The following is a 12,613-nucleotide window of genomic DNA, read 5'->3' on the forward strand; positions in this document are numbered from 1 at the left end:
TACCCATGCCCCGATGAGACCTTCAGCCTCCCCACACATCCCCTTACCGCAACCCATCCCGAAACTGCCCCGGCGTCATCCCCGTCCAGCGCTTGAACGCCCGGTTAAAGCTGCTGGTATCGGCAAATCCCAACAGATGGCTGACCTCGGCCAATGAACACTGTGGATCACGCAAGTGGAGCAACGCCAAGTTCTGCCGACACTCATTGAGCAACGCATCAAACCGACACCCCTCATCCGCCAGATGCCGCTGCAAACTGCGCAAACTCAAGTGCAGCGCCTGGGCAATCCGCTCGGCACTCGGCTCGCCATCGGGCAGTTGCGCCTCGATGGCCGCGCGCACCTTGCGCTCCCAGGTCAGCGGTTGCAGTTGCGCCAGGGTGCGTTTGAGCACGGTTTCGTTGTGTTCGGCCAGTTCCGGGTTGGCGTCGTCCAGGTGGCTGTCGAAATCGCTGGCGGCGAATTCGAGGCGGTCTTCCTCGGCGCCGAAAAACACCGGTGCGCGGAACACCGTGTGCCAGGGCTTGGGGTCGGCGGGTTGCGGGCGCCGCAGGTAAACCGCCAGCGGCGCATAGTCGCGGCCCAGGCGATTGCGGCACGTGCGCACATAGATCGCGGCAAACGCATCGATGGCTTCCAGCGCCGGCGCCGGGCTGCCTGGCGGTTGCAGCAGGCGAAAGCGGTAGCGCTCGCCATCGCCGCTGAGTTCCAGGCTCAGGGCATCGCTGACCACCTGGTGATACCGCACGATGCGCTCGAACACCTCGCGCAGGCTGCCGCTCGCCACCAATGCATAACCCAGCGCATGAAAGGTGGTCGGGCTGACAAACCGCGACACCCGCAACCCGATGGCCGGATCGCCGCTGGCCTGCACCGCCAGTTCCCACAGGCGCGTGGTGGCCGACAGCGGGTAACGCGCGTTGGGGTCGTCCATCTGCTGCGGATCAAGCCCGGCCTGGGCGCACAGCGCGGCGCTGTCGAGGCCCAGGGCATCGAGCTGCTTGCGCAGGGCGCGGGTCCAGCTGGCGAGGGAAGTCGGTTCGGTCATGGCGATTGGCGCTTGCGGTCAACAGGTTGGCGTGTGGGGCTAGCGTCCTGCAAGAAGCCCTGGTGCAGGATGTAACCCTCAATGAATAAGAGGATGGGAGCATGGACGGTACTTCTGCAAGTCCCCAGCAGATGAACGCGCAACAGCGTTCGGCGCATATCCGTGAAGTGGTGCTCGCCGAAGGCGTGCGCTTGCGTCGCCGGCACCCGTGGTTGCAGCATCAGGACGCCCTGGGCGCGGGCATCCTGGCCTTTGCCTTGCTCGGCATGATGGGCTCGGCGGCGCTCTATATCAGCGGTCATATGGCCTGGTGGACCTGCCTGCTGCTCAATGCGTTCCTGGCCTCACTGACCCACGAGCTGGAACACGACCTGATCCACAGCATGTACTTTCGTAAACAGCGCGTGGCCCACAACCTGATGATGGGCCTGGTGTGGCTGGCGCGACCGAGTACCATCAACCCGTGGATCCGTCGGCACCTGCACCTCAATCACCACAAGGTCTCCGGCACCGAGACCGATATGGAGGAACGTGCGATCACCAACGGCGAGCCCTGGGGCCTGGCGCGGTTGCTGATGGTGGGCGATAACGTGATGTCGGCGTTTATCCGCATGCTGCGCGCCAAGACCTGGGGCCACAAACTGAAGATCCTCAAGCGCTCGCTGCTGGTCTACGCACCTTTGGCGCTGCTGCATTGGGGCGCGTGGTATATCTTCCTCGGCTTCCATGCCGCCAACGGCATCGCCAGCCTGCTGGGCACGCCGATCGACTGGTCCACCGGCACCTTGCAGATGATGCAGGTGATCGACATCGCCGCCGTGGTGATCATCGGCCCCAATGTGCTGCGCACCTTTTGCCTGCACTTTGTCAGCTCCAACATGCACTACTACGGCGATGTGGAACCGGGCAATGTGATCCAGCAAACCCAAGTGCTGAACCCGTGGTGGCTGTGGCCGTTGCAGGCGTTCTGCTTCAACTTCGGCAGCACCCACGGGATTCACCATTTTGTGGTGAAGGAGCCGTTCTACATCCGCCAGATGACGGCCAAGGTGGCACATAAGGTCATGGCCGAGATGGGCGTGCGCTTCAATGATTTCGGCACGTTTGCGCGGGCCAATCGGCTTGAGCCCATGGCGTCGCCCCAGGCCCGGCTCAATCCGGCTGAAACGGCGACGCGCTGAGCACCACGCCGGTTTCGTCGACGTACTGCTGCCAGTGGCCGATCAACGTGGCGAGCTTGTCCGGATGACTCAAGGCCAGGTCGTGGATTTCGCCGGGATCCTGGCCCAGGTCATACAGCTGCCAGGTCGCCGGGCCCACCGGGCCGGGGATGTACACGGCTTTCCACTGGCCCTGGCGAATCGCGCGGCGGCCGAACAGTTCCCAGCCGGTTACGGTGTTGTCGTCGTGCACCTGGGCGGTCTCGCCAGAGAGGAAGCCCAGCCACGACTTGCCCCGCAGCGGCGCCACCGGCTTGCCACGCCATTGTTTGCCCGGATGGCGCACGCCGGCCAGGTCGAGGATGGTCGGCGTGATGTCCATCACCGTGCCGAAACCATGGCTGATACGACCTTTGAGCGACAACTGCGGGTAGTGCACCAGCGCCGGCACGCGAATCCCGCCCTCGGTGGTGAACGCCTTGAACAACCGCGACGGCGCCGTCGCCACCTGCGCCCATGACGGGCCATACCAGACATAGGAATTGGCGCGGCCGATATTGTCCAGGCTGTTGTCGTAATGCTGGTTGAGGTAGGTGAGCAACTGCGGCCCGAACTTGGGGAACGCCTCCAACAGCGCACCTTCGGCGCCGTTGTCGGACATGAACACAATGAAGGTATTGTCCAACTGCCCCTGCTGGCGCAGGTAATCCACCACTCGGCCGATGTTCCAGTCCATGCGCTCGACCATCGCCGCATACACCTCCATGGCCCGCGCCGAGACCTGGCGCTGTTCGTCGCTCAAGGCGGCCCACTGGGTGTTCAGTTCGATCAACGGATGGGGTTCGACATTGGCGTCGATCAGCCCCAATGCCTTGAGTTTTTCCAGGCGTTCCAGGCGCAGCACTTCGGGGCCGGCGTCGTAGCGGCCACGGTACTTCTCGACGATGTCCGCAGGCGCCTGCAACGGCCAGTGCGGCGCGGAAAACGGCAGGTAGGCGAAGAACGGCCGGGCCTGGTCGCGCTCCTTGAGATAGTGCAGCAGCTTGTCGCCGAAGGCATCGGAGGAATAGAAGTCCTTAGGCAGTTGCTCCACGAACCGGTCGTCTTCGATGTACAGCGCCGGGGTGGATTTGAGCAGGCCCGGGGTGTCGTCGTTATAGGTCGGTTCGAAGCCGTAGTGGTTGGCCGCCCCCGGCAGCAGCGAGAACGAACGCTCGAAACCGCGGGCGTGGGGCGCCAGTTCGGCGGTCAGGCCCAGGTGCCACTTGCCGCTCATCAGTGTCTGATAACCGGCCTCGCGCAGCAGCTCCGGCAGTGCCACCACCTTGTCATTCAAGTAGCCCTCGTAGCCGGGCTTGCCGATCAGCTCCGGGGTCAGTGCCTCGGCCATGGTGCCGATACCGGCGATATGGTGGTCGGTGCCGGTGAGCAGCATCGAGCGGGTAGGCGAGCACGTCGGGGCAGTATGGAAGTCGGTCAGGCGCAGGCCGTTCAGGGCGAGTGCGTCCAGGTGCGGCGTGGAAATTTCCCCGCCAAACGCACCGAGGTCGGAGAAGCCCATGTCATCGGCCAGGATCACGAGAAAATTGGGACGTTGCGGCATCAAGGCACTCCTCATCAGCAGGCGGTTTTTCAGCAGGCGATAAACGCCAGTGGCAGGTCGCGGATCTGTTCGCGCGCGGGCGGCTGGTAATGGCCGTCGCTGGTCAGTTCATGCAGCAACTCCTCACGCAGCTGGTGGAATTCGAAACTGCTGCGCTGGCGCGGGTGGGGCAGGGCAATCTCGACGACCTGCTTGATCCGCCCCGGCCGGGGCTCCATCACCACCACGCGGTCGGCGAGGAAAATCGCTTCCTCCACATCGTGGGTCACCAATACCGTGGTGATTTTGGCGCGGGCGCGGATCGCCAGGAGTTCGTCCTGCATCTGCTGGCGGGTCAGGGCGTCGAGGGCACCGAAGGGTTCGTCCAGCAGCAGAATGCGCGGGCTGGCCACCAGGCCGCGGGCAATCGCCACCCGTTGCGCCATGCCGCCGGACAGTTGGTGCGGATAGGCGCGGGTGAAGTCGGTGAGGCCGACCAGCTCGATAAAATCGCTGATGCGCCGATTGCGCTCTGCTTCGCTCAGTGGCTCGTTGACCAGGCCCAGGCCGATATTTTCCGCCACGGTGAGCCAGGGGAACAGACGATGCTCCTGGAACACGATGCCGCGCTCGCCGCCGATGCCGCTGACCGCTTTGCCGTCGACGCGGATCTCGCCGCGAAACTGCGTATCGAGCCCCACCAGCAAACGCAGCAGGGTGGATTTGCCGCAGCCGCTGGAGCCGACAATCGCGACGAATTCGCCTTCGGCAATCTCCAGGTTGAATTCGCGGATGGCTTCCAGCTCGAAGCCGTCGACGTCGAAGGTCTTGCCCACATGGTTGAAGCTGACGATAGGTGCGTTCATGCGTGTCTCCAGCGGGTGGCGCGGGTTTCGATGCGCTGGCCGATCAGGTTGAGGGCCGCGCCGGTGAGGCCGACCAGGAGCATGCCGCTCATGATCAGGTCCATGCGCAGCAGTTGTTGGGCGCCGATCATCAGGCTGCCGATACCGCCGTTGGACGGCATGAAATATTCTGCACCGATGGTGCCCAGCCAGGCGTAGATCAGGCTCAGGCGCAGGCCGGCGAAAATGCCGGCTGCGGCACCTGGCAGTACCAGGCGTCGCAGCCGTTGGAACAGGTTCAGGCGCAACACCTGCGCCGCTTCGTTGAGCTGTGGCGACAGATTCAGCACGCTGCGTTGGGTGGCGATAAACAACGGGAAGAAGGCGGCGAGGGCGATAAACACCCACTTGGCCAACTCACCCAGGCCAAACCAGGCAGTGAGCAGCGGCACCCAGGCGAAAATCGCGATCTGGCGCAAGGCGCTCAGGGTCGGCCCGAGTACCCGCTCACTGCGCCGTGACAGTCCCAGCCACAGGCCCATGGCAAAGCCAACGCCGCCACCGAGCAGCAACCCGCCCAGGCTTCGCCCCAGGCTGGTGCCCAGTGCACCGCTGAGGTTGCCATCCACCACCCCGGCGACGGTGGTGTGCAGCACCACCCATGGGCTGACCAGAATGTTCGGGTCGACCCAGCCTTGTTGCGTCGCGACCTGCCACAGCGCCAGCAACAGCAGGGGCAGCACCCACGGTTGCAGGCGCTGCCAGCCTTGATAGCGCGGGCCGCGACGAATCTGCGCCGTGGCCGGGTGGGGCCAGTGCACCCATTTGCGGTCCAGCCAGCCAATGCCACGGTCCATCACCACGCCGAATACGCCGATGACCACGATGCACACGAAGACGATGTCGAGCATGAACAGCTGGCGCGCCCACACCATCAGGTAGCCGATGCCTTCGCTGGAGGCCAGCAACTCCACCGCCAGCAGCGAGGTCCAGCCGGCCGCCAGGGCCAGGCGCACGCCGGCCATAAAGGCGGGCAGCGCGGCAGGCAGGATCAGGCGCCGGATCAACAGGTGCGTGGGCAGGCGCAGCACGCGGGCGGCTTCACGCAACTGGGGTTGGGCGTCGCGCACCCCCACCAGGGTATGCAGGGTCACGGGCACCACGATCGCTTTCACCAGCACCACCAGTTTCAGGGTTTCGCCAATGCCGAAGAACACCATGAACAGCGGAATCCAGGCCAGGGTCGGTACCTGCGACAACGCGCTGAACGTCGGAAACACCAGGCGCTCGGCGCGCGCGCTGAAACCCAGCACCGCCCCCAGCACCGCCCCGGCGCCAATCCCCGCCAGCAACCCCCAGGACAGGCGTTGCAGGCTGATCGCCAGGTGGTTCCACAGCTCACCGCCGGCCAGTTCCACGGCGCTGCTCCACACCAGGGACGGTGGCGGCAGGATCTGCTCGCTCATCCAGTGATTGCGGCTGGCCAGCCACCACAGCGCAAACAGCGTCACCGGCAGCAACCATGGCAACAGCCGTTCACTGCGCAGCGGCCAACGTGACGTGGCGCCGGGAGCCGGGAGCGGGAGGCTCAAAAGTGAGATTCTGGCCATGGAGGACCTCCGTTGTCGCCAAGGGCGTTATGTGATTTCGATCTTATAAAAACGTAATCAAGATGATTGGGGGATAAGAAAAGCCATTTAAAGCCTCGCCCCGGCACGCATCCAATGCATTCGAAGAATATTTTCGATGCTATTCATGCATAGCCCTCTGGAGCCTGCGTTTCCCTTCGCATAGTCCTAAAAGCTATTAAATTGTGAATTTATAGTATTTAAAGTTTTGACCAGGTTGTGCCTACTTTCTGCTCCCCAGGCGACCCTCGCCCACAAGGAGCTGCGCTTATGAAACTGCCGTTCAAACGTCTGATCACCCTGGTCGCAGGCACCGCACTGGCGGGCCTGGTACAGGCTGCCGACCTCAAGGAAATCCGCATCGCCGTGCCCGACCTCAGCGCAGGCAGCCAGCACAGCGGCGGGGGCATAACGGACGTGCTGCGCGAGCAGCAGATCTTCGAAAAAGCCTTCGCCGACCAAGGCATCAAGATCCAGTGGAATTACTTCAAGGGCGCCGGCCCTGTGATCAACGAAGCCTTCGCCAACGGGCAGGTGGACCTGGCGTACCTGGGCGACCTGGCGGCGATCATCGGCCGCTCCAATGGCCTGGAGACGCGCCTGCTCAGTGCCACCGCGCGGGACATCAAGCAGTACCTCGGCGTGGTGCCGGGTTCTGGCATCAAGACCTTGCAGGACCTCAAGGGCAAGCGTGTCGCGGTGTTCCGTGGCACGGCCAGCCAGTTGTCGTTCGACAGTGCATTGGCCAGCCAGGGCTTGAGTGAGAAGGACCTCAAAGTCATCAGCCTGGACTACAACGCCGCCAATGCCGCGCTGGCCGCCAAGCAGATCGACGCCACCTGGGGCGGTTCGAACCTGACGGCGTTACAAGCCAAGGGGCTGGCTGAAATACCGCTGACCACCAAGGACCTCGGCGGCGCCGGCAGCGTCCAAGCGGTGCTGGTGGGCAGCAAACAGTTTGTCGACGAGCACCCCGACGCCGTCGCCAAGCTGCTCAAGGCCCAGCAGCAGGCGGTGCACTGGTTGACCGATGACAACAACAAGCAAGCCTACATAGCGCTGGTGTCCGGGCTGGCCAGTTACCCGCCGGTGATCCTCACCAATGACTTGAAAGACCAGACCCTCAGCGAGATTTTCCCGTCGACCCTGGACCCGGTGTTCCTGGCTAAATTGCAGGGTTCGGTGGACCTGGCTTCCAAGGAGAAGCTGATTCGCAAGTCGTTCCAGGTGAGTGACTGGGTGGCGCCGAATCTGTCGGCGGCGGGGCTTTGAGTCGGGTGGTGCCTGGGCTATCGCCATCGGGGGCTTGCCCCTGATGAGGCCCTTCAAACCGCCACACTCACCTCCTGCCTGTCCACCTCCACCAGCGTCTCGATCATCGCCTTCGCCGCCGGCGACAACCGCGAACCGGTGCGGCTGACAATCCCGCAGCGGGCGCTCATGGTCTCCATGTTCTGCGGCAGGTTGCGCCAGTGCAGCAGCTTCAGCGTGCCCTGGGCGATGTCTTCGGCGAATGCCTCCTCGGTGCCCACGCCGATGGCATTGGACTGCAGTACGATCTTCACCAGCGCCGGGAAATGTTCGGTCTGGATGCTCGGGGAAAAATCCATGCGCCCGCTCAGGTTCGCCAACAGTTTGCGAATGCCCTGTGAGATCAGCGGCGACGCCAGCGGGTAGTCGAACATGTCGTTGGTCGACAGGCTGTCCTTGGCCAGCAACGGGTGCCCCGGTCGGCAAAAAAATACCCCGCGCTTGGGGGTCAGCGCGCGGGTCTGGAAATTCGGGTCGGCTTCGAATTGGCGGATGTCGGCGATAAAGAATTCGATCTCTTCACGGCTCAGGGCACGGCTGAGTTTTTCCCAGTTATCCACCTGGAAACTGGTGCGGATTTTCGGGTGGGCGCTGATAAAGCGCGCCACCGCATCCGGCACCAGTTTCACTGCCGGGGCCGGGCCGCAGCCGAAGCGCAGGTCGCCGGCGTCGAGCTTGGTCATGCGCGTCACTTCACTGCTCAGCAAGGCGGCGCCGTGCACCAGGGACAAGGCATGTTGCAGCACCACTTGGCCCTCCGGCGTGGGGCGCAGGTCCTTGTGGCCACGGTCGACCAGCACGCAGCCGAACTCCTGTTCCAGCCCCTGGATGCTGCGGCTGAACGCCGGTTGGGTGATGCCCATGGCGTCTGCCGCACGCACGAAACTGCGGTGTTCGTTGAGGGCGATGAAGTAGCGCAGTTGGCGAAGATCCATATGCTTTCCCTGCATCTTAAAAATAGGTCGAAGGCATTTGCGACCACGGGAGCAGAGGTTTTAAATGCAAGCTCTTATTCCGTCAATGAAGTATTCGTTCATCTGCTAGATCTAAATTGCATATGGATAGAGCGTTGTCGGAAAGCGTCCCCATCAGCAGGCACAAGAGGGTCATCACCATGAGCAACGCCGCATTAGCTGTTCAACCCGTCGCCCAGGCGCTGGATATTCACCCGGTCGCCGGCCGCATCGGCGCCGAGATTCGCGGTATCACACTGTCCGGCGATCTGGATGCCGCCACGGTCGAAGCCATCCAGCAGGCGCTGGTGCAGTACAAGGTGATCTTCTTTCGCGAGCAGACTCACCTCGATGACCAGAGCCAGGAAGCCTTTGCCCATCTGCTCGGCGAGCCGATTGCCCACCCGACGGTGCCGGTGCGCGACGGCACGCGCTTCCTGATGGAACTGGACGGTACCCGTGGGCAGCGCGCCAATTCCTGGCACACCGATGTGACCTTCGTCGATGCCTACCCGAAAGCCTCGGTGCTGCGTTCGGTGCTGGCGCCCAAGTCCGGTGGCGACACGGTCTGGGCCAACACCTCGAGCGCCTACAACGACCTCAGCGTCGAACTGCGCGCCCTGGCGGATAACTTGTGGGCGGTGCACAGCAACGAATACGACTACGCCGCGCTCAAGCCGGATGTGTCGGCCGAGCGGCTTGAGGCATACCGCAAGGTGTTCACCTCGACGGTGTACGAAACCGAGCACCCGGTGGTGCGCGTGCATCCGGTCAGTGGCGAGAAAACCCTGTTGCTGGGGCACTTCGTCAAGCGCCTGAAAGGTTATTCCCAGGCTGACTCGACCCAGCTGTTCAACCTGCTGCAAAGCCACGTCACCCGCCTGGAAAACACCGTGCGCTGGCGCTGGAACACTGGCGACGTGGCGATCTGGGACAATCGCGCCACCCAGCATTACGCCGTGGACGACTACGGCACCCAGGAACGCATCGTGCGCCGGGTGACGCTCAAGGGCGATGTGCCGGTGGGCGTGCAAGGGCAGCGCAGCCAGACCACCAAAGGTCTCTAATGTGGGAGGGGGCAAGCCCTGATGCCAGTCAGTCAACGGCGAACACCGTACCTGTGGTGAGCGGGCTTGCCCCGCGTTGGGGTGCGAAGCGCCCCTGATGAAGACGAATGCGGTGTATCAGGCACTCCTCTGCGCCTGGTTCTGGGGCTGCTGCGCAGCCCAACGCGGGGCAAGCCCGCTCACCACAGAGGTACCCGTTTGCTGCGCGACAACGCTACTTCGAAGAGGTAGTGGGACCCCCCACATTCGATGTGTGGTTTACCACACGCCGATCTGCACCACTTTCTCCGCTTGCGGCTCACCGTAACGAAACCGTTGGCCACGCAGATCGATCTCTGCGTGGCTGATGGTGGTGCGTCGCTTCAGCCCGCGCAGCCATTCGAACAGATACCCCAAATGGGTTTCGCGCACTTCGGCATAGGCCGGGTGGTTGCCCAGGTCGTGCAGTTCCTGCGGGTCGTTTTCCAGGTCGAACAGCTGTGGGCGGAAGCCGTCGTACGCCAGGTATTTCCAGCGTTCGCTGCGCACCATGGTCATGCGGCAACGGTCGATGGGTTGCGCCAGGCGTTCGCGGGCCGGGGCCTGGAAGGCGTAGTCGTACTCGGCGATGGCGTAGCGGCGCCAGCGGGTTGCCTGGCCGTGCAGCAGCGGGATCAGTGAGCGGCCTTCCAGGCGGTGCTCGGCTGCGGGCAGGCCCAAGGCGTCGAGGAAGGTCGGCAGTGCATCAATGGTTTCCACCAGGCGCGCGTCCACCGTGCCACGGCGGGCATCGGCAGCGGCGCGTGGGTCACGCACGATCAGCGGAATGCCCACGGCAGGTTCCAGCAAAAATTCTTTTTCGCCGAGGAAGTGATCGCCGAGGAAGTCACCATGGTCGCTGGTGAACACGATCAGGGTGTCGTCCCAACGGCCATTGCCTTGCAGAAAATCGAACAGGCGTCCCAGTTGGTCGTCGACCTGTTTGATCAGGCCCATGTAGGTGGGAATCACCGTGAGCCGTACCTCCTCACGGGAAAAGTTCAGGCTCTCCTGGTGCTGGCGGAACGCCTGGTACACCGGGTGATCGCTGGTCTCCCCTGGCTGGATCGGTGCCTGGATATGCTCGGCGCCATACAGTGCGTGATACGGCGCCGGTGCGATGTAGGGCCAGTGTGGCTTGATATAGGACAGGTGCAGGCACCACGGTCGTTCAGCCTGCTCACGGATAAAGTCGATCGCACGGTCGGTGGTGTAGACGGTTTCCGAGTGTTCCTCGGCCACGCGCGCAGGCAGGCCTGCATTGCGCATGTGCCAACCGCTGAGGACTTCGCCGTTTTCACCTGCTGCCGCATTCGCCCATTCGTGCCACGGATTGGTGCCGCTGTAGCCCTGCTCGCGCAGGTAATGGGTGTAGGGCGCGGACTCGCGTTTTTCATCGAACAGCGGGCTGTCGGGGTAGATGCCGTCGTGACGCAGGTACGCCTCGAAGCCAACCTCGTTCAATGGCTCGGCCTGCTCGCTGTCAGGGTCGATATTCAGGCGTTGCAAGGCGTCAACATTGGGTGTGGCGTGGGTCTTGCCGACCAGTGCCGTGCGGATGCCGTGGGGACGCAGGTAGTCGCCGAGGGTCAGTTCTTCCAGGGGCAACGGCACCGCGTTCCACGCCACCTGGTGGCTGCTGACGTAGCGCCCGGTATAGGCCGACATGCGCGAGGGCCCGCAGATGGTGCCTTGGGTATAGGCGCGGCTGAAGCGCACACCGGCGGCGGCCAGGCGATCGATGTTCGGCGTGTGCAAGTGGGCGTGGCCGTAGCACGACAGGTAATCGCGGCGCAGTTGGTCGCACATGATGTACAGCACGTTGCGCACGGGTTGGGGGTGGGACATGGGACTTCACCAGACGGAGGACAGGTGAGGTTTTTCGCCGTTCGGGTGGGGGGCTGGCAAGTGCATTTGGGGACTGGCTTTGATGCAGTGGATGCATGGCCTAGACGGCGACGTTCTCCAGCGCGCACACCTCTTCATCCAACTCATCGATCTGCTTGATCTGCTCGATCATCGCTTCGGCCAGGGGCGACAAGCGATACCCTGCACGGCTGACGACGCCGTAGCGGGTGTAACGCTCCTCCAGATCCTCCGCCAGGCCCTCGATCGTCAAGCACACCAGTTCGCCCCGGGCCATGTGCAGCACATCGCTGTTGGCGCTGACGATGCCGATGGCGTCGGAGCGCAGCACTACGCCCATCAGGCTATAGCCGTTCTCGCATTCGACATTGGGCAGGTAATCGGGCCGGCCGCTGAGGTCGACGATGACCTTGCGCAGGTTGGGCGGGCGGATGGTCACGGCCAGGGGGTAACTCATCAGCTCGGCGGCGCTTACGCTGCCACGTCCGGCCAGTGGGTGGCCGGCGCGGCAGCAGAAATACCAGCGGCGCGGGCGCAGGCGGTGGGTGTGATAGTCGGGGTTGGCTTCGAAGTGGCGGGTGTCGGCGACGAAAAACTCGAACTCTTCACTGAGCAGGCGTTTGCTCAGGCTCTGCCAGTCGTCCACCTGGTACTGCACCCGTGCCTTGGGGTAGCGCCCGATAAAACTGCCGATGGCGCGGGGGATCAAGCCGCTGGCCGGTGCCGGGCCGCAGCCGAAACGCAATTCCCCCGCCTCCAGGCCATTGAACTGGCTGATCTCGTTGGCCAGTTGCTGTGCGCCGCTGACCAGGCGCCGAGCGTGCTCCAGCAATACCTGGCCTTGTTTGGTCGGCGCCAGGTCTTTGCGGCCACGGTCAATCAGCTGGCAACCGGCGCTGTGTTCCAGGGCCTGGATACTGCGACTGAACGCCGATTGCGACAGGTTCACCGTCAACGCGGCGGCGACAAAACTGCGTTGTTCGGCAAGGGCGATGAAGTGACGAAGCTGGCGCAAATCGATATGCATTTTTCACATCAAAAATATCCGGGAAATGCATTGGCTATGCATTAGGTCGACTCCTTATAAAGGCTATCTCTTATGCAGTAAATGTTCGTAAAAACATAAATAAATAAC

Annotated in this window: 10 protein-coding genes; 3 read left to right on the forward strand and 7 right to left on the reverse strand. The window is 63.2% G+C overall.

Features of this window, described 5'->3' with window-relative positions:
- Positions 1–43: 43 nt before the first annotated feature.
- The gene (locus V3W40_RS22870) at positions 44–1,048 is read right to left on the reverse strand and encodes an AraC family transcriptional regulator (protein WP_065926327.1); all 1,005 of its coding nucleotides are present in this window, start codon (positions 1,046–1,048) and stop codon (positions 44–46) included.
- Between the two features lie 101 nt (positions 1,049–1,149).
- On the opposite strand from V3W40_RS22870, the gene V3W40_RS22875 reads away from it, so the two are divergent.
- A complete protein-coding gene (locus tag V3W40_RS22875) occupies positions 1,150–2,229 on the forward strand; it encodes a fatty acid desaturase (RefSeq protein ID WP_137212715.1) in 1,080 nt (359 codons plus the stop codon).
- Here the strand turns inward: V3W40_RS22875 and V3W40_RS22880 are convergent.
- From V3W40_RS22880 to V3W40_RS22890, 3 genes are read right to left on the reverse strand one after another with little or no spacing between them, the layout of a single operon-like run.
- The gene (locus V3W40_RS22880) at positions 2,201–3,811 is read right to left on the reverse strand and encodes an arylsulfatase (RefSeq protein WP_065926329.1); all 1,611 of its coding nucleotides are present in this window, start codon (positions 3,809–3,811) and stop codon (positions 2,201–2,203) included. The two genes, V3W40_RS22875 and V3W40_RS22880, sit on opposite strands and share 29 nt — an antisense overlap.
- 29 nt (positions 3,812–3,840) lie before the next feature.
- Positions 3,841–4,656 carry an ABC transporter ATP-binding protein gene (locus V3W40_RS22885; RefSeq protein ID WP_065926330.1) on the reverse strand — a complete coding sequence of 272 codons (816 nt, stop codon included), beginning with the start codon at positions 4,654–4,656 and terminating at the stop codon, positions 3,841–3,843.
- Entirely contained in the window at positions 4,653–6,245 is a 1,593-nt protein-coding gene (locus V3W40_RS22890; protein ID WP_330215684.1) for an ABC transporter permease, read from the reverse strand. The genes V3W40_RS22885 and V3W40_RS22890 overlap by 4 nt, the downstream gene beginning before the upstream one ends.
- 288 nt (positions 6,246–6,533) lie before the next feature.
- Here V3W40_RS22890 and V3W40_RS22895 point away from each other — a divergent pair, with 288 nt between their 5' ends.
- Positions 6,534–7,535: an ABC transporter substrate-binding protein gene (locus V3W40_RS22895; protein WP_330215685.1), complete on the forward strand. Its 1,002-nt coding sequence runs from the start codon at positions 6,534–6,536 to the stop codon at positions 7,533–7,535.
- A gap of 53 nt (positions 7,536–7,588) precedes the next feature.
- On the opposite strand, the gene V3W40_RS22900 is transcribed toward V3W40_RS22895, so the two are convergent.
- Positions 7,589–8,509 carry a LysR family transcriptional regulator gene (locus V3W40_RS22900; protein WP_065926333.1) on the reverse strand — a complete coding sequence of 307 codons (921 nt, stop codon included), beginning with the start codon at positions 8,507–8,509 and terminating at the stop codon, positions 7,589–7,591.
- 179 nt (positions 8,510–8,688) lie between these two features.
- Between V3W40_RS22900 and V3W40_RS22905 the strand changes: the two genes are divergently transcribed.
- Positions 8,689–9,594 carry a TauD/TfdA dioxygenase family protein gene (locus tag V3W40_RS22905; protein ID WP_065948532.1) on the forward strand — a complete coding sequence of 302 codons (906 nt, stop codon included), beginning with the start codon at positions 8,689–8,691 and terminating at the stop codon, positions 9,592–9,594.
- Positions 9,595–9,852: 258 nt separating this feature from the next.
- Here the strand turns inward: V3W40_RS22905 and V3W40_RS22910 are convergent, their stop codons facing one another.
- Both V3W40_RS22910 and V3W40_RS22915 read right to left on the reverse strand, forming a co-directional pair.
- Complete coding sequence (locus tag V3W40_RS22910) at positions 9,853–11,460, reverse strand: alkaline phosphatase family protein (RefSeq protein ID WP_330215686.1); 1,608 nt, start codon at positions 11,458–11,460, stop codon at positions 9,853–9,855.
- Between the two features lie 100 nt (positions 11,461–11,560).
- The gene (locus V3W40_RS22915; protein WP_065926336.1) at positions 11,561–12,505 is read right to left on the reverse strand and encodes a LysR family transcriptional regulator; all 945 of its coding nucleotides are present in this window, start codon (positions 12,503–12,505) and stop codon (positions 11,561–11,563) included.
- Positions 12,506–12,613: the final 108 nt, after the last annotated feature.

It is taken from the genome of Pseudomonas sp. AM8, from assembly GCF_036346475.1.
GTDB lineage: Bacteria > Pseudomonadota > Gammaproteobacteria > Pseudomonadales > Pseudomonadaceae > Aquipseudomonas > Aquipseudomonas marginalis.